Here is a 26,159-nt window from a genome sequence, read left to right as displayed (position 1 = left end):
GGGATCATAGGACCCTGGACACGCAATAAATTGCCTACGGCCAGCATGCTTATTGAAACCGGGATAAATCGGGGCGGAACAAGATGGGTGGTTGCCGCCCACCTCAACGGCATCTGCTGGTGTTCTTCCGCCCCGATGCGACCAGCCTGATGCGCAAAATCCTTTTTCGGATCGTTCCACCCTGTCTATCTGTCGGTGTCTATTGTGAGCCGCGGTCTCGTGGTGCCGACCCCTCTTTCTTAAAATGCGAAGGGGTCAACTCGAATACGGCCGGGACCCCCTCACCGGTGACCGCTGCTTGAGCGCGAGATCGGCATTGACGCTAATTCACTTACCTTGTCACGAAGTAGAAGCGAGTGCCCGGTCGTGAGGTCGCGGGGGGAAAATTCCAATTAGCTGCGTCGCAAACTGCTCGGTGATTCACCGAAGTGGTCACGAAAACATTTTGAAAAATGCGATGATGAGACGAAACCGCAAGTGATTGCCACCTGCAGCACGGACATATCGGTCAATTCGAGTAGTTGGCGCGCCCGCGCCATTCTGAGCAAAAGATAGTATCGCATCGGTGTCGCCTTGAGATGGTGAAGAAAGAGGCGCTGGATTTGCCGGCAAGAAAGGCCTTGCTGTTGAGCAATCGCGCGGATCGTCAATGGCTCATCTACAGAATTTTCCATAATGCGAATGATGCGGATCAGCTTTTCGCTCGCGCCGCTGAAGCGAAGCCCAAGGGGAGCTGATTGGCAGCTTTCCCCCTCGCGCCATCGATCAGCTGTGAGGAAGCGGCAAACTGATCGCGCCACATCGACACCACAGCGGTCTTCTACTGAGCTGATCGCGAGATCAAACGCCGCAAATTCACCGGCGCAAGTAACTATTCCTTTCTGCTCGACGAACAGAGCGTCGGTCAGCTTGAGGCCTTCAAATGTCTCCGAGAACGCTGCCATCGTGTCCCAATGGATGGTGCAGCGCGTGTCTGACAACAGACCGGCCGCAGCAAGGACCCATGCGCCGGTGCCAAGTCCGTAAAGCCTCACATTGCGACGCGCACAGAGGCGTAGAAGCGACACCAGTGGTGCTGAATGATAGTGCTCGATTCCCTCGCCCGTGCAAACCACGATGCCATCGGGTAAACGTTTCGATTTCAGAAGCTTGGCTTCCTCATTAAGACTTGCATCTACGCACACTCGGATCCCACTGGCACACATAACAGGGGTGCCGCCGTCGCTTATCAACCTCCATCGAAACCGCTCGCAGCCGGACAATCTGTTTGCGTACCGCAATGGATCGATGAACGACGACATACACAGTTGTGAAAATCCCGGAACAAGGACTATCAAGAATTCCGTCATTCCATCAGCCAAAGGCATGAATGGGTAGACATCTAGATTTACGCCGTCCGATTGCCGCTCGATCACAAATCTCTTGTTTATTAAGTTCACTCTGTCACCGCTCGAATTTTAGTGGCATACCGACCAGAGGATGCCGTCGTTTCCTAACCTCTACCGAGAGGATCGAACCAAGCCATCTTTCTCGCTTCGGCCACCTGAGAGCGCCTTTTCCAGCTCCGGCAGGATGACGAACAGATCGCCTACGATGCCGTAATCGGCAACCTGGAAGATAGGTGCTTCCTCGTCCTTGTTGATAGCGATGATGACCTTCGAGTCCTTCATGCCGGCAAGGTGCTGGATGGCGCCGGAAATGCCCACCGCAATGTAGAGGTCGGGCGCCACGACCTTGCCGGTCTGGCCGACCTGCCAGTCGTTCGGCGCATAGCCGGCGTCGACGGCGGCGCGGGAAGCGCCGACGGCTGCACCGAGCTTGTCGGCGACCGGCAGGATGACCTCCTGGAATTTTTCCGAGGAACCCAGTGCGCGACCACCTGAGATGATGATCTTGGCCGAGGTCAGTTCCGGACGGTCGGTCTCGGACAGCTTGTTCTCGACGAAGGAGGACAGGCCCGGATTGGCCGCCGCCTGAATCGTCTCGACAGCAGCCGAGCCGCCCTCGGGCGCCGCCTGGAAGGAGGCAGTGCGCACGGTGATGACCTTCTTGGGGTCTGTCGATTGCACCGTCTGAATGGCATTGCCGGCATAGATCGGACGCTTGAAGGTATCCGGCGAGACCACTTCGATGATCTCGGACACCTGCGCGACGTCGAGCAGGGCAGCCACGCGCGGCGTGACATTCTTGCCCGACGAGGTCGCCGGCGCGATGACGGTGTCGTAAGCGCCAGCCAGCGACACGACGAGTGCGGCGAGTGGTTCCGCGAGGCGCTCGGCGAGTTCGTCGGCTTCGGCCAGCAGCACCTTGCCGACGCCCTTCAATTTGGCGGCGGCGTCGGCCGCGCCCTTGGCGCCCTTGCCGGCCACCAGCACATCGACGTCCGAGCCGATCTGAAGGGCGGCTGACAGGGCCTTGGCGGTCTGGTCCGAAAGCGTTGCGTTGTCGTGTTCCGCGATGAGGAGAATGGTCATTTTTCTGTTCCTTTCCCGATCGCTTACAAAACGCCGGCTTCGTTCTTGAGCTTGTCGACCAGTTCGGCGACGCTCTTGACCTTGACGCCTGCCTTGCGGCCGCTCGGCTCCTCGGTCTTGATGACCTTCAGCCGCGGCTTGACGTCGGCGCCGTAGTCGGCCGGGCTCTTTTCGTCCAACTGCTTCTTCTTGGCTTTCATGATGTTGGGCAGCGAGGCATAGCGCGGCTGGTTGAGGCGAAGGTCGGCGGTCACGATCGCCGGCATCTTCAACTCCACCGTCTGCAGGCCGCCATCGACTTCGCGGGTCACCTTGGCCTTGTCGCCCTCGAGCACCACCTTGGAGGCAAAGGTGCCCTGCGCCCAGCCCAGAAGCGCCGCCAGCATCTGGCCGGTCTGGTTCGAGTCGTCGTCGATCGCCTGCTTGCCGAGGATGACGAGGCCAGGCTGTTCGGCGTCGACGACGCCCTTCAGCACCTTGGCGACGCCGAGCGGCTCGGTCTGCTCGTCGGTCTTGACCAGGATGGCGCGGTCGGCGCCCATGGCGAGCGCGGTGCGCAAGGTTTCCTGTGCCTGCTGCGGGCCGATCGATACGACGATGATCTCTTCGGCCTTGCCGGCTTCCTTCAGGCGGATTGCCTCTTCGACCGCGATCTCGTCGAACGGGTTCATCGCCATCTTGACGTTGGCAAGCTCCACGCCCAGTCCGTCGGCCTTGACCCGGACCTTGACGTTCGCATCCACAACCCGCTTCACGGGCACAAGCACTTTCATCGATTTTCCCTTATTCACTAAGACGCGGCAGCTATACGGGAGTACTGCATGAGGTTGAAGTCGGGTTTTAGGAGAAGTTCACGCCGAAGCGCGACGCGAGCTCCGAAGAGCCGGCGCGCTGCCATATGCGTTTTTGCGTCATTCATCGTGTCGACGGCCACGGCCAAGCCGTCGCGAAAATACCAAAATGCCGAACATCCCGGTTCCACGGACACCGCGAGGATGTCATCGTAGTCAACCGCCAGACCGGCCGTTTGCAACTTGGTGTCGTATTGGTCGCTCCAAAACCAAGGCACAGGCTCATATGCCACCGGCCTGCCCAAAATGGCATTGGCGACCGCGACGCCCTGCTCGATGGCGTTTTGTACCGATTCGAGGCGGATTAGCCGGCCGCCAAAAGGAAAAGCGGCACAATCACCAGCCGCATAGATGTCGGTGTCGGAGGTCTGTCCGAATTTGTCAACAACGATGCCATTTTCGACTATCAGGCCGGCTTGCGCGGCGAGCTCAACATTCGCCATGCCACCAATCGCAACCAGCACTAAATCGGTAGGGAGCATCCTCCCGCTTTGCAAAGATACGCTCGAGACTTTGCCGCTGTCGCCGGAAAATCCTGACAGCTGCTCATTGGTTAGGATGGTCGCGCCGTGGCGCACATGGAGTTCTTCGATCGCTTGAGCTGTTGGAGCGCCTGCAACGCGCTTGAGGACCCGGTCAGCCATTTCGACAATGGTGACCGCATTGCCCATTCGAACAGCAACCGAAGCAACTTCCAGCCCCACATAACCGCCGCCAACGACGACGATGCGTTTTGCGCTTGCTAACGCGCTCCGAAGGCGATCGGCATCCGCGATGGTCCTCAGGGTCAGGATCCCGTCCAGGCCGTCCGTCATCGCTTCCTGAAGTGTCCGTGCCCGAGAGCCTGTGGTCAAAACGAGCTTGCTATAAGAATAACTTCTGCCGTCAGATGTCCTAACATTTCGGCTGTTGCGATCGAACGTGGTAACGGAACTCCCTCGCTCGACCATAATTCCGGCTTTAGCGTAGAACTCCTGAGGACGAAATTCCAATCGCTCCGCCGTTGTCTCGCCCTTCAGGTAGGCTTTGGACAGCGGTGGCCTTTGATAAGGCAGCCATGGCTCATCACCAAGCATGGTAACGGCGCCCTCGTAGCCGGAGTCGCGTAATCTTACGGCACAGGAGAGCGCAGCCTGCCCCGTGCCGACAATGACAACATTGTCCTGCATATGTTCCTCAGGGAATAATTTGTGCTTTATGCTGCCAGCAGTTTAGTCGCAGCGTAATCGATCGCTTCTTTCGTCCAGGCCAGATCACTGTCGGTCAGGGCAAGGCATGGGTAGATCTTACCCGGAGACTTGAAGATCCCCTTCTCACGCAGGGCGGTATTAAATCTACCGGCCGCCGCGGAATTGCCTTTTGCGACGTCTTGATACGATTTCACGGTTTGCTCGGTGAAGACCACGTCAAACAGCACAGGATCGCCAACGATCTGGTAAGCGGTAGCGGTTTGGTCGAGCGCGTTGCTGAGCATGCCTATGACCGCTACGCCATATCCGCGAAGTCGGTCGTAGCTACCGGCTCGACGCAGGATCTCCAAGGTTTTGAGTCCGGCCACAGCGGCAAGTGGATTACCGCTTAGCGTCCCGATCTGAAGGGTGAACCCGTCCTTCCCAACAGCTGCTTTATCGAAGTGTGCCATGATCTCCGTCTTCCCCGCAACCGCTGCAAGCGGAAGGCCGCCTCCGATGATCTTGCCCAAGGTGCATAAATCGGGCACCACGCCATATCGCTCCTGAGCGCCGCCGTAGGCGAGGCGGAATCCGGTTACAACTTCGTCGAAGATTAGAACGATGCCTCGCTTCGAGGTTTCCTCGCGCAATGTCTCCAGGAAGCCTGGCGCCGGCGGGATCAAGCGCTGGAGCGGCTCTACGATGATTCCGGCAATCTTCGAGCCATGCTGGGCCAGGAATTGACGCAGGAATTCAACGTCATTGAAGGGCGCGACGAAGACGCCGTCCCGGACTTGTTCCGGAATCCCGGCCGAGTCTGGAACGCCGTTGGGATAATTCTCAATTCGGTCCGGAAAAACACTGATCAGCGCTTCAGACGACATCCCGTGATAGCCGCCCTCAAACTTCAGTATTTTATCGCGACCAGTATGCGCTCGTGCGAGACGCATGGCGTACATATCCGCCTCGCCGCCTGTCGAAACATATCGAAGCTGTTCTGCACACGGCACCGCCTCGCAGATGACTTCCGCAAGTTCGATCGCATGCCTGTTGCTGGCGAAAAAGGTGAGCCCTCTCGTGGCTTGCTCGCGAATGGCCTCGATGACCTCCGCATTATCATGACCTAGGATCATAGGTCCCGAGCCTATCAAAAAGTCGATATACTCCTTGCCATTCTCGTCCCAGACATGAGCGCCATGGCCTTCTCGTATGACGATGGAAGGATCAAAATTTCCAAATCCGCCGCCGGGTAAGACTGCCTTCGCCCGGCTCACCCAATCGCTTTGTGTGGCGCTAGCATTCACGACGGTGTCAAGCATGTGCCGCAACCTTTTTGGTCGGGCTTGAGCTTTCCGCATCAACCCGTGGATGTTCATTGTTGGGATCGAAGACGGCGTCGCCCAGAACTGTCGCCGCTCGAGGCTCACCGAGTACCATGACCTGCAAATTCGTTCCGACCTGCGCAGCTTCGGGAGCGACATAGGCGAAGGCCAGGATTTTCCCGGCACTCGAGGAATAAGCAATGGAGCTGACGGAGCCGACCTGCCGATCACCCAGCAAAACCGCTTCGCCGCCATTTCCATCGGACACGCCGTCGGCCTCAATGGCAAGATAGGCGCAAATCCAACTCGGCCCTCTCTCCATCGCTTCCAACGTCGCCTGCTTTCCGGCAAATTGTGGCTTGTCCAACTTAACGAAACGCATGACGTCGGCCTCTGGCAGCGTCACTTCATTGGTCAGTTCCCCTGCTCCCTTGAACATCTTTTCCAAGCGCATGACGTTCATTGCGAATGAGCCGTAGTCGACTAAGCCGAAGGCGCTGCCGGTGGCGTGCAGGGCATCGTAGATTGCTGGCAGGCTTTCTCTAGAAGCATGAAATTCCCAGCCCAGCTCGCCCGCATAGGACATGCGAAACGCCCAAACCTTCTGCCCGGCGACTTCGATTTTCTGAGCCGTCAGCCAGGGAAAAGCCGCGTTTGTAAGGGCAGCCTCGGTATTCGGTCCCAGAATGTCGCGAGACCGTGGCCCGTTAAGCGCAAGCGCGCCCCACCTGTCCGAAAGATTGGTGATGGTCACGGATTCATTCGTCGTGCGCGCAAACGTCAGATGGTCCAGGAGGCGCTGTTCGAAGAAGGCAGCGCAGGTGAAGTAGAAGCTGTCATCCGCCAAGCGAACGATCGTCGTTTCCAGCTCGATGCGCCCTCTATCGTTCAGCAAATGCGTAAGAGTAATTCGGCCGGTTTTCGACGGGAGTCGGTTCGGTATGAGTCGATCAACGAACCCGGCAGCATCCGGGCCCGATACCTGAACCTTCGAGAAGGCCGAGATATCCATCAGGCCGGCACATTCGCGCACCGCATTGACTTCCTTCTGAACGAGCGGAAACCAGGCGGGCCGTCGAAACGAGTAATAGTCTTTCTGCTCAAGACCGTCCCTCGCGAACCAGCGAGGGCGCTCCCAACCATAGACCTCTTCGAACACAGCGCCGCGCTTCTGGAGGCGGTCGTAAAGTGCGCTTGGCTTGACCGGCCGCCCATCATGACGGTTGAGATGCGGGAAGGGTATTTCATGGCGCAGAAGGTAATCTTCTTTTGCCTTGGTTACCTGATACCCCGGGTCGGCAAACTTGCCAAAACGCCGTGGGTCGTAGTCGCGCATGTTGATGTCGGAGGCGCCGTGGACCATCCAACGGGCCAGTTCGCGAGTCAGTCCTGGCCCCCATCCGATACCAATCTGACAGCCGCAGTTGAGCCAAAAATTCTTAAGTCCAGGCGCAGGACCGATCAGAGGGTTGCCGTCCGGGGGGTGAGAAATGGCGCCATGCACAGCCCGCTTGATGCCGAGCTGGGAAAGCACTGGCATCCGACCCATCGCATTTTCGAGCCAAGGCATAATGCGATCGTAATTGGGCTCGAACAGCTCATGCTCGGCTTCCCATGGACAGCCTTCGATCCAAACGGCATTGGGATTCGCCTTCTCGTAGATGCCGATCAAACCGGACTTCTGCTCCATCCTGATGTAGCCGGATACCAAACGATCATCCCGAACGACGGGAAGCTCCTTCTCTAGCGTCATGAATTCCGGAACGGTGTCGGTTATCAAGTAATGGTGGGTCATTGAGGTGACGGGGACGTCGAGCCCAACCCATTTGCCAACCTGGCGCGCGTAAGTGCCACCCGCGTTAACGACATGCTCGCAAACGATCTCACCCTGTTCCGTAAAGACGCGCCATTCGCCATTGGGCTCTGGCTTTACGTCCATGACCCGACATTGGCGAACGATCTTAGCCCCGAGCTGACGTGCACCTTGCGCAAGTGCGAATGTGGCGCCGGAAGGGTCAACATGGCCGTCATCGGGCGTGTACAGCGCCGCCTGCACGCCTTCGAGATTATAAAAGGGATGAAGCTCTCTGACGCGCTCCAGATCCACCAATTCCATGGTGAAGCCCAGCGCCTTTCCGACGCTCAGGGTCTGACGGAGCCAGTCGAGTTCGTCATCCGTGTAGGCCAGCCGCAAAGAGCCACAGCCATGCCAGGTTACGGATTGTCCGGTCTCCTTTTCGAGCACCTTGGAATAGAGATCGATATTGTAGCCGACGCATTTTCCGAGCGAAAAACTCGAGGTCGAATGCGTGATCTGCCCAGCGGCATGCCATGTCGATCCCGACGTCAACTCGGCCTTCTCCAACAACACGATGTCGGTCCAGCCTTCATGCGCGAGGTGATAGGCGAGGCCGCACCCCATGATGCCCCCGCCTATGATTACTACCCGCGCGTGAGATATGCTCATTGTCGTCTCCCGAGAAAACTGCCTGTAGACAGGGCTACCGAACAAGTGTACGATTGTCAAGGATGAAACACATGACTGTACCAAACGGAAAAACAGCCACAACGGTTCTCGACGATCTGACGAGCCGCCTATCTACATTCACTCCCGAGTTGCAAAAGGCAGCTGCCCACGTGCTCGAGAATTCGAACATGATCAGCATCACGTCGATTAGAAGCATGGCGCAAGGCGCAGACGTAAAGCCCAACACGCTGGTGCGAATGGCGCGCGCGCTTGGTTTTGAGGGCTACGAGGATTTTCGCAAACCCTTTCGAGAGCAAGTGATGCGCGGACGTGAGGACTTTCCCGACCGGGCCCGCTGGCTGCAGTCGCTATCCAAAGGCGGGAAACTAGCCAGCCTCTACAGCCAGATGGCATCCACATCGATCGAAAATATCGAAGGTCTGTTTTCGGGAACAAGCGCGTCCGAGATCAAGAAACTCGCGGATTCCATTGTAAAAGCGCGCACCACCTACGTCTTGGGCTTGGGCTTTGCCAGTTCGGTTGCCCGAAATTTCGCCTATCTGGCAAGCATGGCAGTGGACAGCGTCGTTGCGATTCCACGCGAGGGATCCCTTCCTGTGGACGGATTGGTTCGCGCCGAGAAAGGCGATCTCCTGATAGCCATGACGTTCAAGCCGTACCGGCGCGAGGTCGTCGAGGCCGTGGAGTTGGCTCGCGCCTATGGCATCAGGGTCGTTGGCATCTCGGATAGTCCCGCGTCGCCTATCCTGGCCCGCGCCGACCAACGTTTCGTCATCCCGACCGACACGCCACAGTTTTTCCCGTCGACCGTTGCCTTGACGGCGCTTTTTGAAACGATCGTTGCTTTCGTGGTGGCTGAAGCGGCTGCCGATGCAGTCAGTAATATCGAGCGCTTTCATAAGCGCCGCTACGAGCTTGGTGTCTACTGGAAAGAGGAACCACGATGAACGTTTCGTCCGAGCCGCCGAAACCCCTGCGATCGCTGGAAGCGCGCTACTATACCGATCCTACCATCTTCGCCAACGAAGAAGACGGACTTCTGAGCAGGACGTGGCAATTCGCAGGCCACTCCTCTTTGGTGGAGAAACCTGGCGACTACTTCACCTTTGAGCTCGCAGGGCAGAGCCTGTTTTGCATTCGCGACAGAGATAGCCAGGTCCGCGCTTTTTACAATGTTTGCCAGCATCGCGCGCATGAACTGGTAAGGGGAAGCGGGAACGCTCGGCTTCTGGTATGCCCCTACCACGCTTGGACCTATGAACTCACGGGCAAGCTGCGAGGCGGTCCCAACGTCAATGCCGTCCCGGGATTCGATCGCAACGACATCTGTCTGACGAGCGTGAAAGTCGAACTGTTTTGCGGATTCGTTTTTGTCAATCTCGACCCGGATGCCAAACCGATGGACGAGTGGTTCCCAAAGGTTCGGCAGGAGCTGACGGAATTTGTCCCTCACATCGACCAGCTGAAGCCTCTGGAATGGGTTGAGATTCCTGAAAGCTGCAACTGGAAGGTATCGATCGAGAATTATTCCGAATGCTACCACTGTGCTCTGAACCATAAGACGTTTGCTACCGGGGTTATAAAGCCCGAAACATATGACATCCAGCCTCAGGGCTATTGTCTGCGTCATACTACCGAATGCCAGAATCTCGACCGAATGAGTTATCCCATCGACCTCAACGCCAATGCGCGCGCTGGGGAATATTCGTCCTGGTTTCTTTGGCCGACATTTTCCTTTCAGGTTTATCCCGGCAATATTCTCAACACCTATCACTGGCGCATCAAGAATGTCGACGAAGTCGTCGTCTGGCGTGGTTGGTATACGATCGACGGAGCCGAGTCCGACATCATCCGAAAATTGGCAATGCAGGACAGGGTGACAACCGTCGAAGAGGATATCCATATCGTCGAGGCCGTCCAGCGTGGCTTGCACAGTCGCGGATACAGACCGGGTCCGCTCGTTATCGATCCGAACTGCGGTGTGAACTCCGAGCACTCGGTACGAATGTTACAGCAGTGGATGCGTGAAGGTGTCGATGCCTGAGATCAAAGCCTTTTGGCAGAACTACATAGATGGTGAGTGGGTCGACGGCGGTGCGGGCAATCTCAGCGTCGATGATCCTGCAACTGGAGAGGCGCTTGCGCAGCAAGCCCTGGCGAGCGCGCAAGACGTTGATCGCGCCGTGAAGGCCGCCAAGGCCTGTCATGAGTCCGGCGCGTTGACAGAAATGCGTCCCGTCAAGCGGGGGCGAATGGTGCGGGCGATGGGCACCTATCTGCTCGATCATATCGACGAGATTGCCCATGTCCTATGCCGCGAAGCGGGCAAACCGCTTTGGGAGGCCCGCATCGAGGTCGAAGGGGCGGCTCGATATTTCGAGTACTACGGCAATCAGTGCGAAACGATCGAAGGTCGTTCCATACCCCTCGGAGACAGCTACTACGATTTCACGGTCTACGAACCGTTCGGCGTATCCGCGCATGTCGTCCCCTGGAACTATCCACTCGAGATGACCGCACGCTCGTTGTCGGCGGCTCTGACAGCAGGCAACGCGTGCGTTGTAAAGACTCCTGAGCTCGACCCTTTGACCAATTCGTTCATCGCAAGCGCCGCCGAGTACGCGGGGCTGCCGCGGGGGGCGGTGAATATTCTCTGCGGCTTGGGCAGCGAGGCGGGCGGGTCCCTCGTCAGCCACCCCGACGTAAATCAGATCGTCTTCACCGGCTCGGTTCCGACAGGGGTCAGTATCGCATCGGCCGCTGCAAAAAATGTGGTTCCATGCGTGCTTGAACTGGGCGGTAAGTCCGCCGCGATCGCTTGGCCGGACGCGAACCTGGACAACCTTGTGTCGAATGTTCGTTGGGGGATTTTCTTCAACGCGGGCCAGGTGTGTTCGGCTATGTCTCGGCTGATCGTGCATGAGGATGTGCACGACGAGGTTGTTGAGCGGGTTGCGGACATGGCGCGCTCCATTTCAGCAGGTCCTGGCGTGGATAGGCCCGAATTCGGTCCCAACATGGGCGCCATGATTTCGGACGCGCAACGCAATCGAGCTGAATCCATGTGCCGGCAAGCCGAGCGGCAGGGAGGTCGGGCGGTCGTCGGTGGCAGGCGCCTCAACCGTCCAGGATTTTTCTTGGAGCCGACTGTCTTCGACAACGTAACACCGGATATGACGATCGCACGGGAGGAAGTCTTTGGGCCTGTTCTCTCGGTTTTGAAGTTCAGCAGTGACGATGAGGCGCTGCGCCTGGCGAACGGCACCGATTATGGCTTGGTCTCCGGTATCTTCACGGCAGATGTCGATCGCGCGATGAAGACCGCGCGGCGCTTAAGAGCCGGACAGGTATTCGTCAATGAGTGGTACGCCGGGGGCGTCGAGACACCTTTTGGCGGCTACGGCAAATCGGGCTACGGCCGCGAAAAAGGCCGAGAGGCGCTTTGGAACTACTTGCAAACCAAAAACATCGCGATTGCCATTCGCTGAAGGAGAACTCCGTTGCAACAGGATTTGTTTGACGTCGGTCTTGCCAAGCGCAAGGCTACGTTAGGTGCAAAGTACGTCGAAGCCAATCTCGCTGCGGCCGATGATTTCACCCGGCCCTTTCAAGAGGCGATGACAGCATGGTGTTGGGGTTTTGGTTGGGGAGATGAGACGATCGACGCGAAAACGCGCTCGCTGATGAATCTCGCCATGATCGGCGCTTTGGGCAAAATGCATGAATGGGAAACCCATTGCCGCGGCGCCATTACCAATGGCGTCTCAACGGACGAAATCCGCGCTGTTATCCACGTTGTCGGCATCTATTGCGGCGTTCCCCAAGCGCTCGAGTGCTTTCGCGTTGCCCGCAAAGTGCTGCAGGAGCAAGGGATGCTATGAAGATCACCAGTATAACCGTTTGGCAGGTAGACCTGCCTCTTTCGAAACCGTACTGGTTATCGGGAGGACGGCTTCGCTTTGACAAGCTCGACAGCACGTTCGTCCGGATCGACACCGATGAGGGCATTTCGGGTTGGGGTGAAGGATGCCCTTGGGGCAACACCTATCTACCCGCCCATGGGCCCGGTATTCGCGCTGGAATTGGAACGCTGGCACCTTCTCTATTGGGCCAAGACCCTTGCGCTCTTGACGCCATCAATCGCACGATGGACATCGCCTTACCTGGTCACCTCTATGTCAAATCGGCACTCGATATGGCGTGCTGGGACATATTGGGGCGCGTTTCTGGAATGCCTCTATGGCGGTTGCTTGGAGGCGACAAAGCCGATCCGGTTGCCGTCAACTCGTCTATTTCCACCGGATCTAACGATGAGATGATCGCGCTGATCCGTCAGGCCTACGAGTATGGATATCGGACGCATTCGGCGAAGGTTGGTGGCAGTGACCCTGTCGTTGACATCTCGAGAATCGAGGCAATCGAAGCGGCTTTGCGCCCAGACGAAACGGTCACCTATGACGTAAACCGCGCCTGGCTTCCTGCCGTTGCGGTTCAAGTCTTGAATAATGTCGCCTTGCGTGGATGGGTCGAGCAGCCTTGCGAAACCCTTGCGCAATGCGCGCAAGTCGCAAGCCGGGTCAAACAGCCTATTATGCTCGATGAGTGCCTGCATACCTTCCAGGATCATCTTGATGCCTGGAAGCTCGGTGCGTGCGAGGGTGTCAAGGTGAAGCCTAATCGCGTTGGCGGGCTGACCAAAGCAAGGCAAATTCGCGACTTCGGGGTGTCTGTCGGCTGGCAGATGCATCTGGAGGATCTCGGGGGATCCGCCCTAGCCGACACGGCAGCCATACACCTTGCATCCTCAACCCCGCGCGAAAACAGACTGGCGAGCTGGCTTTGCCATCACCACCTGGCCGTTGATCCTGTTCCAGGTCAAGGTGCGCGGAACGTCAAAGGCTATGCCACGCCCCCCTCGGTGCCCGGCTTAGGAGTGAGCCCCGACCCCAACCACCTTGGGGCACCGGTATCGACGTTCCATTGACCCAGGAGATCCTCGTGAGCTCACAATCATTAATGCGCGCCGTTATACTGACTGGCCATGGCGGCCTGGATAAACTCCACTATCGTGAAGATTGGCCCATTCCGACGCCTGCAGAGGGGCAGGTTCTGATCAGAGTCGGCGCCTGTGGTTTGAACAATACGGACATCAACACTCGCACGGCTTGGTATTCCAAATCGGTTACAGACGGCATCACGCCATCGACCGGCAGCGAAGGCTTTGCAAATGCTCGATCAGAGGAAGGAACTTGGGGTGGTGCGCCAGTTCGATTCCCATTGATCCAGGGCGCTGACGTCGCTGGCATCATCGTCGGCGTCGGCGCGGGGGTGGATTCCGCGCGAATTGGTGAGCGGGTTATAGTGGATCCCTGGTTGCTTGGCACGGGTGATTGGATGGACCTTGCCAATGCGATCTATTTTGGATCGGAATGCGATGGCGGTTTTGCCGAATATACGGTCGTACGGTCCGGCAATGCGCTGCGTATCAACACCGACCTTTCCGATGCGGAGCTTGCAACATTCCCTTGCGCGTACACGACGGCGGAGAACCTGGTGGCGCGAACGGATCTTCGTCCCGGTGAGACAGTGGTGATCGCGGGAGCTTCGGGCGGAGTCGGGTCGGCTGCGGTGCAGCTGTGTCGGCTGCGCGGGGCGCGGGTCGTTGCTATAGCGAGCGCCTCGAAGATGGCCAACCTTAGGAAACTCGGCGCAAATGCGGTAGTCGATCGAAACACGCCTGCTCTGTCTGACGCAATCCGATCGGCGGTAGGCGGCCAGGTCGATGTTGCGATTGACGTCGTCGGAGGCAATATTTTCGGTCATCTCATTGAAGCTTTACGCCAAGGAGGACGGTATTCCAGCTCCGGCGCAATTTCAGGGCCTACAGTCGAGTTCGATTTGCGACAGCTCATCTACAAGGATCTGCAGCTCACTGGCGCAACAATTGTACCACCTGGCACGGCCAAGCGACTTGTAGGCCTCATCGAGCAGGGACTGCTGAAGCCACTTCTGGCAGCGCAGTACCCTCTGCGAGAGCTCCCCCAAGCGCAGCAGGCGTTTATGGATAAACAGCACGTCGGGAACATCGTGGTCACCACGCACTAGCTGCGATTCTCCAACGTAGGAGGCTATCGACTCCGCCGCTCAAAGGCAGTCAGGCCAGGCTGACCGCTCTGGCTAACGCTGCACGGGTTTCTCGGATCGAGTCCAACCAGTCCGGGTCCATCTGCGGAACGGAGGTCAGGAGGAGCTCCGTGTAAGGATGATATGGGGGGGCGAAGAACTCATCCTTCGGGCCTTGCTCAACGATGCGCCCTTGATTCATCACAACAACTTCGTCTGCGATAGCTCTAACGATCTGCAAGTCGTGCGTAATGAACAGATATGAAACCCGCAGATTCTTTTGTAGCTCCATCAGCAGCCTAAGGATGCCCTGCGCCACCGATTGATCGAGGGCCGATGTCACCTCGTCACAAATGATCAGATCGGGTTTCGCGGCTAAGGCCCGCGCGATGCACAAGCGCTGCTTTTGTCCACCTGAGAGCTCTTCGGGAAAGCGATCCAGAAAAGTGGGATTGAGCTCGATCTGCTCAAGCAGCTCAATGATACGTGCTGTGCGAGGGCGGCCCACGAGCCCGTGGTAGAAGGTCAATGGCCGCCCGAGTACCTCCCGCACGCGGTGGCGCGGATTCAACGATGTGTCGGGCATTTGGTGAACAAGCTGGATGCGCCGTCGTAAATCCAGGCTGCGGCGTCTGAGCGAGGAATCAATCGGTTTGCCATCGAACAAAAGGGTACCTTTGCTGCACGGCAGCAGACCAGTGACGACGCGCGCGAGCGTTGATTTCCCAGAGCCTGATTCACCCACCACCGCTACCGTGGTGCCCTCCCCTACGGAGAGGCTGACGTCATGGAGTACCTTTATCGAGCCGTAAGCGGCATCCACGGCGGAGACGGTTAGGATCTTTCGACTTGCGGTCGTCGTGTCGCTTTTTGGAGGATCACGCCTCAGTAGCTGGCGCGTATAGTCGGCTGAAGGCTGCTCCAAGATCTGCCGGGTGTTGCCTTCTTCGACCAGTTCGCCGTGCCGGAGCACCATGATACGATCGGCGAGCTGGGCGACAACCGCCAGATCATGGGTGATATAGATCGCCGCGGTGTGGAAGTCGCGGACAACATCCTTGATCGCTGCCAGCACCTCGATCTGAGTGGTCACATCAAGGGCGGTTGTGGGCTCGTCGAAGACAATGATATCCGGCTTGCAAGCCAACGCCATCGCCACCATCGCCCTTTGCAACTGACCGCCGGAGACCTGGTGCGGAAAGCGCTCGCCGAAGGATTCCGGATTAGGCAGATGCAGCTTTCGATAAAGTTCGACCGCCTCAGCGCGCGCGGACGCGGCATCGCGAATACCGTGAACGACGGCAACTTCGGTGTATTGATCGATAAGCCGGTGCGCTGGATTGAAGGCAGCTGCCGCCGACTGAGCGACGTAAGCGATCCTAACGCCTCGGAGGCGGCGTAACTCTGCCTCGGAAAGTTCGCTTAAATCTTCGCCGGCGAACAGGATGGTTCCATCCGTGATCCGGCAACCAGGTTTAACATACCCCAGGGCGGCAAGCCCTATCGTCGACTTGCCGGCGCCAGATTCGCCGATAAGACCAAGTATCTCACCGCGTCGCAGCGTGAGATCAATCCCTTTGACGATCTCGGCCCAACCGGCTTTGCTTTTGCCACGAATTCGAAGTCCTTTCACATCCAGTATGACGTCGCCTTTGGCGCCGCGGACATTATCAAGTTTCGTCATCTAAACCGCTCGTCTTGTGCAGAAACCAATCCACTAGAAAATTTATCCCGACCGTCAGAAGGGCAATGGCGGCGGCGGGCAACAGTGGGGTGATATCACCGTAGGTGATAAGAATTGCGTTGTCCCTCACCATGGAGCCCCAGTCTGCCGTAGGTGGCTGCAGGCCGATGCCCAAAAACGAAAGGGAGCTGATCAGGAGAAAAACGAAGCAAAAACGCAAACCGAACTCGGCCACGAGCGGAGGCAAAATGTTCGGTAACACCTCACGTGAGAGTATCCAGATCAGCCCCTCCCCCCGCAGGCGCGCTACCTCCACATAATCCATGACCGCGATGTTCATTCCAGCCGCGCGCGTCAGGCGAAAGACGCGCGTCGCGTCGAGCACGGCAATAATCGAAACCAACGAAGTGACCGACGCACCGAAAATCGTAAGCAGCAGCAAGGCGAAAATCAGCTGTGGGACTGCCATCAGGATGTCTACCAGTCGCGCCAGGACCTGATCGACCCAACCGCCGACGACAGCCGCAACAAGCCCCGCGCCGCCGCCAATAAGAAAGGCAAGGGATGTCGTCAGAAACGCGATGCCGACGGTGTTTCGTGCCCCGTATATTAACCGCGACAGCGTGTCCCGACCTAGATTGTCAGTGCCCAATAGATGCTGGGCGGTCCACGGATCGAACTGTGAACCGACCACCTGGCCTTCTCCGTACGGGGCGATTACGGACGCAAATAGCGCAACCACGATGTAGATGGCAACGATGACAAGACCGAACCAGGCGCTTAGTGGCGCCGCACGAAGGCCTTCGAGCAGTGCGCTAAAGCGGCGGGGGTCTTGGTGATGAGGCCCGCCGGTCGGGCCTATGCTCGGCCGCGGGGAAAGATCAGCGGAAGTACTCATTTGGGGTACATAAGCCTCGGATTGGTCGCAATCGACAACACGTCTGCGATCATGTTCAGCGCAACGTAAGTCGCTGCAAAAATTAGGCTGCAGGCTTGAACGACCGTAATGTCGCGGCGCTGAACGGAGTCGATCATGAGCTGCCCGAGTCCTGGATAGACAAACACAACCTCGACCACGACAACGCCTACAATGAGGTAGGCGAGATCGATCACCACGACATTGATAATTGGTGCCAAGGCATTGGGTAGCGCATGCCACACAATGACCCGCCGCTGGCCAATACCCTTCAGCTTTGCCATCTCTATAAACGGGCTGCCCAGAACGCTGATAATTGCCGCACGCGTCATGCGCATCATATGCGCGGCGACCACCAGCGTGAGCGTCAGTGCCGGCAACGTCACCAAGTAGAGGGAATGCGTAAAGCTATCGCTATCTCTCATCGTCGACAGGCTGGGAAACCAGCCCGCCTGGACGGAGAAGAACATGATCAAAATGTAGGCGACGAAGAACTCGGGAAATGAGATCCAGGTGAGTGTGACCGCGTTCGTTGCGCGGTCGAAGACCGAGCCACGATAAAGTGCTGTGAGCAACCCCAAGAGCAGGGACACCGGTACAGAGAAGCAGGCGGCAACGCCTGCCAGAAACAAGGTGTTGCCCAGCCGCTCACCTATCAACTGTGAGACGGCACGCCCGTTTGCGAGGGAGTGTCCGAGATCCCCGGTAAGCAATCCACCGAGCCAGTGCACATATCTTATGTGAAGGGGTAAATCGAGCCCCAGTTCGTGCCGAAAGGCCGCGACCGTTTCAGGCAGGGCGGACTGGCCCAGGATTTCGGTCGCCACATCTCCGGGAAGCAGGGACACCCCGAGGAAGATAAAAAGCGACACCACCCATAGGACAAAAATCCCCAGGCCGAGGCGCTTGATGATCAGCTTTGGAATGTTCCCCATCGGTCCCTCCGCCCACAGTCATGGCACAAATGTTTTTGTATGGACAGCCTAATAAAACAATCGTACCTTCGTCAACCAGCGGATGGTCGGACAAAGCGAATAAGTCGGGAAGGACCTCCGTTGGCATGCTCATCAAAGCGCTGCTGTTCTTCGCCCCACAACAGCGGTGAAACAGGGTGGGGTACAATGGGAGAATCTCCATGAATGGTCACCTGTCATGGCGTCCGACGCGGCGAACCGTGCTCGTCGCCGGCGCCGCGGCGATTGCAGGCGCCAGCTTGCGCGGCGGCCCGGCTTTGGCCTCGACCCCCAAGCGAGGAGGAACCTTACGTATAGGCTATTCCCAGGGCGCAACCGCCGACAGCCTCGATCCCATGTCCTACTTTTCCGATCCTAATTATGCCAGTGGGTGGCTCTTCGGAAACAATCTAGTCGAGCTCGCGCCGGACAAGAGCCCAGTTCCGGAATTAGCTGAGAGCTGGGAGGCCAGCAAAGATGCCAAGACGTGGACGTTCAAGCTGCGCAAGGGTGTGGAATTCACAAACGGCAGGAAGCTGACTTCAGCCGACGTGGTCTACTCCCTGAAAAGGCATATCGCAGCGGACTCCAAGTCGGCGGCAAAGGGCCTCCTTGAGGATTTTGCCGACATTCGCGCCGACGGGCCCAACGTCGTTGTCATTGAACACAAAACCGGCGACGTTGACGTTCCAGTTATTCTCGGCGACTTCCACCTTCAAATTGTGCCCGAGGGCTTCAAAGACTGGACCACGTTTATTGGGACGGGACCCTATATCCTCGATAAATTCCAGCCGGGTGTGACGCTTAGTGCCCATCGCAATCCGAACTACTGGAAAGCCGATCGCGCTTGGTTCGATGGCGTGGAATTCACCTATATCAATGACGCTACTGCTCGAGCCAATGCCCTAACCACAGGCGCTGTCGACGCAGTTGACCGTATCGAGCCGAAGATCGTGCAGTTGGTAAAGCGAAACAAGCAGCTAAAAATCGTGGAGACGGTCGGCGGCGCGTACGTCGGTAGCGCCATGGACATCGGCAACAAGCCGTATACGGACAACAATGTCCGCGAGGCAATTAAATACGCAATTGACCGCGAAAAGCTGGTTGCCAGCATCTTCTCGGGGTTTGCGGAAGTCGGCAACGACCAGCCGATCGCGAGCAACGACCCGTTTTTCAACAAGTCCTTGCCGCAACGCAAGTACGATCCGGACAAGGCGAAGTGGCATTTGAAGCAGGCCGGGCTTACGTCGCTCGATGTGGAACTTAGTGCCGCCGACGCCGCCTTTGGGGGCGCCGTCGATTCTGCCGTTCTGATGGCCGAGCAAGCGCGAGCCGCCGGGATCAATCTCGCCGTCAAGCGAGAACCAGACGATGGATATTGGTCCAACATCTGGATGAAGCGACCGTATTTCACGACCTATTGGGGTACACGGCCCACGCCCGGAATGATGTTCTCGCTTGCGTTCAAGTGCAATGCTCCCTGGAATGAAACGAGGTGGTGCAACGACCGCTTCAGCCAAATGCTGCAAAGCGCCCGCACGGAGCTCGACGTGGACAAGCGTCGATCGATGTATCATGAAATGCAGGCGATCTGCAGCCAAGACGGCGGCAATTGCATCTTCGCGTTCCCTGCTACGTTGGACGGCTACAGCACGAAGGTCGATGGCGTCGCTCCTGATCTCGTTCGCTCAATGGCGGGCGCGCGTTTGGCCGAGCGCGCTTGGTTCACGGAGTAGAAAAGCGCAGCATGAGATCACCCCGGGGACTGTATTCTTCTTCGGGGTGACACGTCTTTCCACCGCACCCTCCCCCGGGTGCACTGTGTATTTACCACGGCATTGAACCAATTAGTTCAATGTTCTTAGACATGGGCGAGGACCAGCATGAAAATAACAAGGCTCGTGGTCTGGGAGGTTGCCCTGACCAGCCATGTTGCTTATCACATGGCCGGCGGAAAAACCTGCGATACCGTGACATCGGTATTGGTTCGCGTTGATACCGATGAAGACATCTCGGGGTGGGGCGAGGTTTGCCCGATCCCCCACTATCTACCCGCGTATGCAGAAGGTGTCCGCCCAGCGCTCGAATATATGGCGCCTGTTATTATTGGGGCCGACCCTATCGGACCCGAAGCTTTGATGAGCAAGCTCGACGGATGGCTCCAGGGGCACGTTTACGCAAAATCCGCGCTGGACCTGGCACTTTGGGACATCACAGGCAAAGTCGCAAAACTGCCCCTATACGCCCTTCTCGGCGGGCGACAGGCGCTACGCATGCCTCTGTATCATTCAATTACCTGTACTGCACCGGACGAAATGGCGCGTATCGCGCGGGAGGCCCTCGCCGAAGGGATGCGGCAGTTCCAGGTGAAGCTGGGTACAGACAACAATTGGGAGACCGATGTAGCGCGGCTTCGTCAAGTGCGCGAGGCGGTTGGCCCCGGTCCTCTTGTCTACGGAGACTGGAATTGCGGTGCGACCCGGTTAGACGCGACCCGCGTCGGCAAAGCCGTCGCGTCACTCGACATCATGCTGGAACAGCCTTGCGCGACCTTGGAAGAGTGCGCGGCAGTTCGGGCTGCCACAGGTCTCCTCATGAAAATCGATGAAAACGCCTATGACAGCGGCTCCTTGCTACATGCCTACAATCTCGGTTGCATGGATGCCGTCGCGTTGAAGCTTTCCAAATCAGGCGGACTGAGCGCCCTTCGTCGCCTTCGCGATCTGTGTTTGCACCTCGGCGCCAAGATGTGCATCGAGGATACGTGGGGATCTGACGTCACCACTGGAGCTTTGCTTCACTTGGCGGCCGCCACCCCCGTGAGCCGGCTTTTGAACACCTGCGACCTGTCGGGGTATGTTGCGCCGCGCCTGGATCCCGGCGCACCCGTGCGCAGTGGCGGTGAGATCTCGCCGCCTGAGGGACCGGGGATCGGCGTCAATCCTGACCCTGACGTGCTTGGTCAATCGAGTGCAATTATCAACTAAGCCGACACAATGGGACCCTACCGAAAATGAAAATCACTTCAGTTGATATTTATCGCAAGAACCTCACCTACATCGGGGGGGTTTATAAATGGGGCCGAGGAAATGCAATCGCGACCGCTCGATCGACAGTCGTGGTTATCGGCACCGATGCTGGCCTCACAGGCGCGGGCGAATTCTGCCCCTGCGGGGAAAACTATATGGAAGCCCATGGCGAAGGGACTGAAGCGGCTGCGAGACTGCTGGCGCCCGCTATCATGGGGCATGATCCGCGGCAGGTCGGGGTGATTGAAAGGATCATGGACAACACGATACGCGGTCATGGATACGCGAAGGCCCCATTCGACGCAGCCTGCTGGGATCTTCTCGGCAAGGCGGTCGAGCAGCCTGTGTGGATGCTGCTTGGGGGACGACACACGCATGGCGCTCCCCTTTACAAGGTCGCGCCTCAAAAAGCGCCAGAGGACATGGTCGCTGAGATGAACAGCCTTCGTCAGCAGGGCTATCGGCAGTTTCAAATTAAGGTCGGCGCTAACTGGGTAGACGATATAGAACGCATTCGCGCAACCGTGCCCAGCCTGCTTCCCGGCGAGAAGGCCTTTGCCGATGCAAACCAGGGATGGCGCGTCGACGAAGCCCTCAGTGTGGGCAAGGCCACCCGTGACCTTGACTATATCATGGAGCAGCCTTGCCAGACCTATGACGAGTGCCTGCAGGTGAGGCGCAAGGTCGATCTGCCGATGAAGCTCGATGAGTGCATTGATAGCTTCGATATGGTGAGGCGCGTCATTGCTGATCGCTCGGCGGAAGTCGTTTGTCTAAAAATCTCGAAGCAAGGAGGTCTATCCAAGGCGCGCCGTATGCGGGATATGCTTATAGATAATCGCATCCCCGTCGTTTCCGAAGATAGCTGGGGCGGCGAAATCACCACGGCAGCGGTAGCGCATTTTGCCGCCTCCACCCCCAGTGAGTTCCTGATCAATACGACGGATCTGCATAACTACAATAACGAGCGCACCGGCACCCCTGGCCCATTAACCGGTGAGGGGAAGATGTTTGCATCGGACGCGCCTGGGCTGGGGGTTGAGCCCGACCTTGAGAGCTTGGGCGCGCCGGTTGCTTCTTACCGCTAGCCCCCCGAGTTTTGTTGATCAGCCATATGAGCCCTACCGGTCGCTTCCAACGCATGTTGAAGATGGGCTGTGCATTTGGTGCGCCCTCAATAGTATCCATGGAACCGGCTACGCATCACGGAAGCGGCGCCGAGATTGATCAATGTGGAAGCATCGAAGACTGGGAGTCCGGTCGCCTCCTGAACAGCATGAGCGTAGGGCGGAAGATCGGTGCATTCGAAGAGAAGGGCGCCGATCTCGGTGGCTGGTTCTCTTCGCTTCGTTCGGCATGCTCTCCACTTCGAACGGCAAGTTGACGCCCCAGGCGAGGGAAGCTCGAAACTTCGCCTACATCATTGACGAGCTCAACCCGGTCAGAGATGCAGATTGCCTAGAAGAAACTCCGCCCAGTTCGCCGACGCAAACGCCTGCGGTATGCGCACGGTGCCCGCGCCTGGGAATGGATTGAATGAGCCCTGGAATGCTACCAGGCACCCTCGCCCTGTGGTCGAAGTCACGCATGGAGAGGCGGATGCGGGAAACGCGCACGTCGGGTTCGCAGCGGAGATGAAGAAACTGCCTCGGTAATGAGGCAAGGCGCTTTATCCGCACTCAAGCAGGCTAAGCGCCGGAGGTGCGGCAGCGGGCGCGTTAGGGATGCGTGCCTGAAGGGGTGAAGACGACCGCAGGCCGGCTTCAGCGAAGCCCGCAGCCCGGCCCGCAGGGAGACGCCCACCTGATCTCTTCCGGCGCCGATCGGCGAGGCAACGACAAACCAGGCGCGGCATGTGCCCTTCTTATTCGTCGAGAACCACTGCGGTCGCCTCGGATCCCAGACCCACCGCGGCGGCTCTGGGTCGGGATTGCGATAGCGATGCCAAGACATGGAGAGTGCTGAAGAATAAGATTGTTTTGCTCTTTACCAAAACTTCGGCGTGGCATTTTAATTGCAGGAATGGAGATTGCATGAATGGAGATTGAAGAACGAAAATACCCAGGTGAGCTGGCCTCCCCGCTGCAGGTCCACGAGCTTGCGGAAGAGTACCGCAAGGCGGCAACCATGCTGCTTCGGCTCGGCCGGCCAGGCAAACCACTCACTCGAGCGCCCTTCAGGTTGTCGGCGATCCATGCGATCGAACTCTATCTGACCGCGCTTTTGCTTCACCGTGGGCGCAGCCCCAATCAAATCCGAAAGATGCAGCATGATCTGTCGGCGCGCACGGAGCTCGCTTTGGAAGCGGGGCTGCGCCTTCGCGCGAAAACCGCCCAACATCTTCACTCCCTCAGCCAGAACCGGGAATATCTCGTCACCCGCTACGGCCCGGAGCTGGCTGCAACCGCCTCCCAGATAAACCGGCTTACCGCTACTCTGGACGAGGTGGCGGCAAAGGTGACCATATTGATCGGCTTGTCCTCAATTATGCCGCAGCCGGTCGGCCCAGCATGCAGAGCACTATTTCCGCTGCGGAGCTGTCACGGGAACCCCACAGCAGCCTGACGTGAGCGAAACGGCTGTCTTCGGCAACAACCGTCCCTTCGCTATGGTGTCTTAAAAGCGTCATTCGATCCACCCGTTAGCTGAAAGGTCGGTACTGTCTGGCGCGCATCAAATTTCGAGCAGGGAGTAAGGGCGGCCGGTCGGCTTCACCACATGCATGGTGACATTGTAAACCGGCGCTTCAACGGAAAGTCATAAGATTAGCGAGCTTCTGGGATCCCTCTTAGAGATTTTGGACTGAGACCTTGTGTGCGGCGCACAGCCAGCATCCTTCCCAGTAACAAGCGTGGTGGCGAGGTTTACCCGAGCATCGCGCCGTTCTCCGAACATGGCGTCCGCACAACTGCATCGCCCGGCTCGATCACATTTGGCGTCGCTAATTCGAAATTGGCATCCCACTCTGCAAACAACTCGGGGACTTGATCGACACGAAAGTATCGTTCCGCAGCGGTCTTGCTGGTTGCCTTGTCACGTCGCGCCAACCGCTCGGCTTCTGGTCGTGGGACGAGGTAGATTGCGCGAGCTTTGAACCCCTCGGATGGCAGCAGAACAATCGCCAGCCAATCGAATTGGTCATAGTCGTTGTAGCCGACGTAGGCAGCACCCCGCTTAAATGTCCGCGACTTCACCGAAACACGTTGCGCTGGCCGGTCGACGGGTTGCGCGATCACATCGTAGCCGGGCCAGTTGTCGGGAACTTTCAAAGCGGGGATCCCCGCTAGCGTGAGTTCTGCGGCAACGATCATTTCACAAGCGTCGCCCATCTGCTTGGTCGTATATCGTTTCGGGGCGGTCGCTCCCATGCTGGTCGAACTGGCATCCAGCGGAGCTTTTAGCATTTGAGAAAATCCTCATTGCCGGTGGCCCAGCCCAAGCGGAGCCGCTGCCCTGACTTTAAGATCACCGTGCTCGGCAGGTCCGGTTTAACTTCGGCACCGAGAAGGCGTGCGAAAGTGGCAAAATCGTCAAACCACATTCGGGCTGGTGAGAACGAGTGGACGATCATGGCGGCTTCATCGGTCTTGAACCGCCGAGCCTCGATCAGCGCGGAAGCCGCCCTATGCACCAACTGATAACGGATATGCAATGGCGGCACATCATCGAAGCCGAGCAAGCCGCATAGTTGGCGCATGCGCTCTCGCTTTCCCGGCGATGGTTCGGCATACCACTCGCCCACGGTCGGTCCGAACGGCTCGCTTACCTTGCCTTCGATGGTTGCAGCACAGGTCTGTTCGCCGAAGCGGATAAGCGCAAACACGTCGTTCTGGCTGTCACGGTTGCCCCCGTCGAGTGGCACCCTATGCTCGGGCAAAGCCAGTAGCAGCTCGGCCGGGCCATCGAACATCTGCGCGACTTCAGCCGGCAAGCCGTCAGCACTTTCCCAACAGTGAGCAAGCGTCTTTGCCGAATAGCCGGTTCGCCATTGCCTCTCAGGTTCTGCGAGGAAGGCTTGCCAACTCGTTGGACCTTGGCTGGGAATATAAACCTGCGTCCGCCGTATATTTCGCAGAATGCCCAATGAATGACCCCGCTACCAGCAGGTTCGCCCTGCCGCTCACGCCAATCCTAGCGGATGAATCGTGAACCTCGGTTAAAAGTCTCGACAGTAGGGAGCATCCCGGTTGACGATCCCGTTAGAGACCCGAGCCGCCGCGCTGGCATCGAACAAACCGACGGTACGAAGATATGGTGCTTGCCGTGGATACAAAACTGTTGGGCTCTACATCCGGCGCGCGTGCCTCAGGCACCGCCGCCGGCGATCCGAAGCCACGCAAGGATCGAGCGGCGACCCTCAGGGCTGATGTGGAGTTTTACCCAACGCAGCTTTTTTATGGACCGCGCCGACCGGCGTATCGCCTAGCTGGTCGGCCGCAGGCCTCGTTGCGTGCTTCACTAAGACGGCTTGAAAGAGCCTCGCTCGAGGCGCCGACGGCGAACACGATGGTGAAGGCTTCGACCACCTCGACGAAAGAGGCCAGAAAGGAGGCCGTCACGGTGGAGAATATGGGCGTCAGGCTATGCATGAAGGCATGCTGTCTGTCTGTGAATCACTAAGCGGTTAGACAGGATCATCGGGTAGTGTCTCAGTTGAAATTTGAACGCGCCTATATGCTTAGCGGAAAGTATGAAGGAGACGTAGGGTCATGAGCGTGACGATTAGCAAGCCCGAGCATGTCGCTACCGCTTTTGCGAACGCTTGGAACCGGCATGATATGAATGAGTTCGCATCTCTGTTCGCTTCTGATGCTAATTTCGTCAACGTCGTAGGTGTTTGGTGGAAGAGCCGATCCGAAATCGAAGCGGCGCACCGAGCTACTCATGACACCATGTTTCGGGATAGCCGATTAGAAGGCGAAGTCTCGTCGGTTGTGGAATTGGCTCTGACGTTGCCCCCAGTTTCTATCCAGTTTTGAGTTCGTTTCCGGCGTGGGTTGTGCCCTGCTGGGCGGGTGGAGCGACGGGCGCTGGCGCGGAGCCTTTGGCACAGCGCAGCGCGAGCGACCGTCGCAGATTGAAGGTGGTGGCGAACTCGGCCGGTGTCTGCCAGGCGATTTGGGAATGCGGCCGGGCGGTGTTGTACA

22 protein-coding genes and 1 pseudogene are annotated in these 26,159 nt (G+C 57.9%); 11 read left to right on the top strand and 12 right to left on the bottom strand.

The annotated features are described in order from the left end of the window. Positions 1-392 precede the first annotated feature (392 nt). From NKI72_RS27440 to NKI72_RS27415, 6 genes are read right to left on the bottom strand one after another with little or no spacing between them, the layout of a single operon-like run. A complete protein-coding gene (locus NKI72_RS27440) occupies positions 393-1,439 on the bottom strand; it encodes a GlxA family transcriptional regulator (protein WP_352851421.1) in 1,047 nt (348 codons plus the stop codon). A gap of 60 nt (positions 1,440-1,499) precedes the next feature. Beyond that, complete coding sequence (locus NKI72_RS27435) at positions 1,500-2,474, bottom strand: electron transfer flavoprotein subunit alpha/FixB family protein (protein WP_352851419.1); 975 nt, start codon at positions 2,472-2,474, stop codon at positions 1,500-1,502. Positions 2,475-2,497: 23 nt separating this feature from the next. Next, a complete protein-coding gene (locus NKI72_RS27430) occupies positions 2,498-3,247 on the bottom strand; it encodes an electron transfer flavoprotein subunit beta/FixA family protein (RefSeq protein ID WP_352851417.1) in 750 nt (249 codons plus the stop codon). A 17-nt stretch (positions 3,248-3,264) separates the two neighbouring features. Beyond that, positions 3,265-4,494, bottom strand: coding sequence for an NAD(P)/FAD-dependent oxidoreductase (locus NKI72_RS27425; protein WP_352851415.1), 1,230 nt, complete (start codon positions 4,492-4,494; stop codon positions 3,265-3,267). Positions 4,495-4,520: 26 nt separating this feature from the next. Continuing rightward, positions 4,521-5,816 carry an aspartate aminotransferase family protein gene (locus tag NKI72_RS27420; protein WP_352851413.1) on the bottom strand — a complete coding sequence of 432 codons (1,296 nt, stop codon included), beginning with the start codon at positions 5,814-5,816 and terminating at the stop codon, positions 4,521-4,523. Beyond that, positions 5,809-8,286, bottom strand: coding sequence for an FAD-dependent oxidoreductase (locus NKI72_RS27415; RefSeq protein WP_352851411.1), 2,478 nt, complete (start codon positions 8,284-8,286; stop codon positions 5,809-5,811). Before NKI72_RS27415 ends, NKI72_RS27420 begins: the two co-directional genes overlap by 8 nt. A 71-nt stretch (positions 8,287-8,357) precedes the next feature. On the opposite strand from NKI72_RS27415, the gene NKI72_RS27410 reads away from it, so the two are divergent. Genes NKI72_RS27410 through NKI72_RS27385 form a run of 6 tightly spaced genes read left to right on the top strand, consistent with a single transcriptional unit; the run spans position 8,358 to position 14,412 of the window. Continuing rightward, positions 8,358-9,254, top strand: a complete 897-nt coding sequence (locus tag NKI72_RS27410; protein WP_352851409.1) for a MurR/RpiR family transcriptional regulator — start codon at positions 8,358-8,360, stop codon at positions 9,252-9,254. Next, positions 9,251-10,351, top strand: a complete 1,101-nt coding sequence (locus tag NKI72_RS27405; protein WP_352851407.1) for an aromatic ring-hydroxylating oxygenase subunit alpha — start codon at positions 9,251-9,253, stop codon at positions 10,349-10,351. The genes NKI72_RS27410 and NKI72_RS27405 overlap by 4 nt, the downstream gene beginning before the upstream one ends. Next, entirely contained in the window at positions 10,344-11,795 is a 1,452-nt protein-coding gene (locus tag NKI72_RS27400; RefSeq protein ID WP_352851405.1) for an aldehyde dehydrogenase family protein, read from the top strand. The genes NKI72_RS27405 and NKI72_RS27400 overlap by 8 nt, the downstream gene beginning before the upstream one ends. 12 nt (positions 11,796-11,807) lie before the next feature. Further along, a complete protein-coding gene (locus NKI72_RS27395; protein ID WP_352851403.1) occupies positions 11,808-12,188 on the top strand; it encodes a carboxymuconolactone decarboxylase family protein in 381 nt (126 codons plus the stop codon). Next, the gene (locus NKI72_RS27390; protein ID WP_352851401.1) at positions 12,185-13,291 is read left to right on the top strand and encodes a mandelate racemase/muconate lactonizing enzyme family protein; all 1,107 of its coding nucleotides are present in this window, start codon (positions 12,185-12,187) and stop codon (positions 13,289-13,291) included. The genes NKI72_RS27395 and NKI72_RS27390 overlap by 4 nt, the downstream gene beginning before the upstream one ends. 14 nt (positions 13,292-13,305) lie before the next feature. Next, positions 13,306-14,412 (top strand): alcohol dehydrogenase family protein, encoded by a 1,107-nt coding sequence (locus NKI72_RS27385; RefSeq protein WP_352851399.1) that lies wholly within the window; start codon positions 13,306-13,308, stop codon positions 14,410-14,412. 49 nt (positions 14,413-14,461) lie between these two features. Here NKI72_RS27385 and NKI72_RS27380 read toward each other — a convergent pair whose 3' ends face one another. Genes NKI72_RS27380 through NKI72_RS27370 form a run of 3 tightly spaced genes read right to left on the bottom strand, consistent with a single transcriptional unit; the run spans position 14,462 to position 17,965 of the window. Next, positions 14,462-16,114: an ABC transporter ATP-binding protein gene (locus tag NKI72_RS27380; RefSeq protein WP_352851397.1), complete on the bottom strand. Its 1,653-nt coding sequence runs from the start codon at positions 16,112-16,114 to the stop codon at positions 14,462-14,464. Beyond that, positions 16,101-17,012: an ABC transporter permease gene (locus NKI72_RS27375; RefSeq protein WP_352851395.1), complete on the bottom strand. Its 912-nt coding sequence runs from the start codon at positions 17,010-17,012 to the stop codon at positions 16,101-16,103. The genes NKI72_RS27380 and NKI72_RS27375 overlap by 14 nt, the downstream gene beginning before the upstream one ends. Continuing rightward, the gene (locus NKI72_RS27370) at positions 17,009-17,965 is read right to left on the bottom strand and encodes an ABC transporter permease (RefSeq protein WP_352851393.1); all 957 of its coding nucleotides are present in this window, start codon (positions 17,963-17,965) and stop codon (positions 17,009-17,011) included. Before NKI72_RS27370 ends, NKI72_RS27375 begins: the two co-directional genes overlap by 4 nt. Positions 17,966-18,165: 200 nt before the next feature. On the opposite strand from NKI72_RS27370, the gene NKI72_RS27365 reads away from it, so the two are divergent. From NKI72_RS27365 to NKI72_RS27350, 4 genes are all read left to right on the top strand, one after another. Next, positions 18,166-19,719, top strand: a complete 1,554-nt coding sequence (locus NKI72_RS27365) for an ABC transporter substrate-binding protein (protein ID WP_352851391.1) — start codon at positions 18,166-18,168, stop codon at positions 19,717-19,719. Between the two features lie 147 nt (positions 19,720-19,866). After that, on the top strand, positions 19,867-20,970 hold the full coding sequence (locus NKI72_RS27360) for a mandelate racemase/muconate lactonizing enzyme family protein (RefSeq protein WP_352851389.1): 1,104 nt from the start codon (positions 19,867-19,869) through the stop codon (positions 20,968-20,970). A 26-nt stretch (positions 20,971-20,996) separates the two neighbouring features. Further along, complete coding sequence (locus NKI72_RS27355; protein WP_352851387.1) at positions 20,997-22,100, top strand: mandelate racemase/muconate lactonizing enzyme family protein; 1,104 nt, start codon at positions 20,997-20,999, stop codon at positions 22,098-22,100. A gap of 949 nt (positions 22,101-23,049) precedes the next feature. After that, a complete protein-coding gene (locus NKI72_RS27350) occupies positions 23,050-23,577 on the top strand; it encodes a HEPN domain-containing protein (protein WP_352851385.1) in 528 nt (175 codons plus the stop codon). Between the two features lie 299 nt (positions 23,578-23,876). On the opposite strand, the gene NKI72_RS27345 is transcribed toward NKI72_RS27350, so the two are convergent. Then, positions 23,877-24,416, bottom strand: coding sequence for a hypothetical protein (locus NKI72_RS27345; RefSeq protein WP_352851383.1), 540 nt, complete (start codon positions 24,414-24,416; stop codon positions 23,877-23,879). Next, complete coding sequence (locus NKI72_RS27340; RefSeq protein WP_502908999.1) at positions 24,410-25,096, bottom strand: DUF6946 family protein; 687 nt, start codon at positions 25,094-25,096, stop codon at positions 24,410-24,412. The genes NKI72_RS27345 and NKI72_RS27340 overlap by 7 nt, the downstream gene beginning before the upstream one ends. A gap of 625 nt (positions 25,097-25,721) precedes the next feature. On the opposite strand from NKI72_RS27340, the gene NKI72_RS27335 reads away from it, so the two are divergent. Beyond that, the gene (locus NKI72_RS27335; RefSeq protein WP_352851379.1) at positions 25,722-25,991 is read left to right on the top strand and encodes an SgcJ/EcaC family oxidoreductase; all 270 of its coding nucleotides are present in this window, start codon (positions 25,722-25,724) and stop codon (positions 25,989-25,991) included. Here NKI72_RS27335 and NKI72_RS27330 read toward each other — a convergent pair. After that, a pseudogene (locus NKI72_RS27330) lies at positions 25,978-26,159 on the bottom strand (IS3 family transposase); the annotation flags it as partial. The gene NKI72_RS27335 and the pseudogene NKI72_RS27330 overlap by 14 nt on opposite strands.

It is taken from the genome of Mesorhizobium sp. M0437, from assembly GCF_040321335.1.
Classification (GTDB): Bacteria; Pseudomonadota; Alphaproteobacteria; order Rhizobiales; family Rhizobiaceae; genus Mesorhizobium.
This window is presented reverse-complemented; position numbering and strand designations above follow the sequence as displayed.

What these genes read in the sequence shown, in the direction of transcription:
- NKI72_RS27435 (WP_352851419.1), bottom strand. Translation starts at nt 2,474, where the DNA reads ATGACCATTCTCCTCATCGCGGAACACGACAACGCAACGCTTTCGGAC.
- NKI72_RS27430 (WP_352851417.1), bottom strand. Translation starts at nt 3,247, where the DNA reads ATGAAAGTGCTTGTGCCCGTGAAGCGGGTTGTGGATGCGAACGTCAAG.
- NKI72_RS27425 (WP_352851415.1), bottom strand. Translation starts at nt 4,494, where the DNA reads ATGCAGGACAATGTTGTCATTGTCGGCACGGGGCAGGCTGCGCTCTCC.
- NKI72_RS27420 (WP_352851413.1), bottom strand. Translation starts at nt 5,816, where the DNA reads ATGCTTGACACCGTCGTGAATGCTAGCGCCACACAAAGCGATTGGGTG.
- NKI72_RS27415 (WP_352851411.1), bottom strand. Translation starts at nt 8,286, where the DNA reads ATGAGCATATCTCACGCGCGGGTAGTAATCATAGGCGGGGGCATCATG.
- NKI72_RS27410 (WP_352851409.1), top strand. Translation starts at nt 8,358, where the DNA reads ATGACTGTACCAAACGGAAAAACAGCCACAACGGTTCTCGACGATCTG.
- NKI72_RS27405 (WP_352851407.1), top strand. Translation starts at nt 9,251, where the DNA reads ATGAACGTTTCGTCCGAGCCGCCGAAACCCCTGCGATCGCTGGAAGCG.
- NKI72_RS27400 (WP_352851405.1), top strand. Translation starts at nt 10,344, where the DNA reads ATGCCTGAGATCAAAGCCTTTTGGCAGAACTACATAGATGGTGAGTGG.
- NKI72_RS27390 (WP_352851401.1), top strand. Translation starts at nt 12,185, where the DNA reads ATGAAGATCACCAGTATAACCGTTTGGCAGGTAGACCTGCCTCTTTCG.
- NKI72_RS27380 (WP_352851397.1), bottom strand. Translation starts at nt 16,114, where the DNA reads ATGACGAAACTTGATAATGTCCGCGGCGCCAAAGGCGACGTCATACTG.
- NKI72_RS27375 (WP_352851395.1), bottom strand. Translation starts at nt 17,012, where the DNA reads ATGAGTACTTCCGCTGATCTTTCCCCGCGGCCGAGCATAGGCCCGACC.
- NKI72_RS27370 (WP_352851393.1), bottom strand. Translation starts at nt 17,965, where the DNA reads ATGGGGAACATTCCAAAGCTGATCATCAAGCGCCTCGGCCTGGGGATT.
- NKI72_RS27365 (WP_352851391.1), top strand. Translation starts at nt 18,166, where the DNA reads ATGAATGGTCACCTGTCATGGCGTCCGACGCGGCGAACCGTGCTCGTC.
- NKI72_RS27360 (WP_352851389.1), top strand. Translation starts at nt 19,867, where the DNA reads ATGAAAATAACAAGGCTCGTGGTCTGGGAGGTTGCCCTGACCAGCCAT.
- NKI72_RS27355 (WP_352851387.1), top strand. Translation starts at nt 20,997, where the DNA reads ATGAAAATCACTTCAGTTGATATTTATCGCAAGAACCTCACCTACATC.
- NKI72_RS27350 (WP_352851385.1), top strand. Translation starts at nt 23,050, where the DNA reads ATGGAGATTGAAGAACGAAAATACCCAGGTGAGCTGGCCTCCCCGCTG.
- NKI72_RS27345 (WP_352851383.1), bottom strand. Translation starts at nt 24,416, where the DNA reads ATGCTAAAAGCTCCGCTGGATGCCAGTTCGACCAGCATGGGAGCGACC.
- NKI72_RS27335 (WP_352851379.1), top strand. Translation starts at nt 25,722, where the DNA reads ATGAGCGTGACGATTAGCAAGCCCGAGCATGTCGCTACCGCTTTTGCG.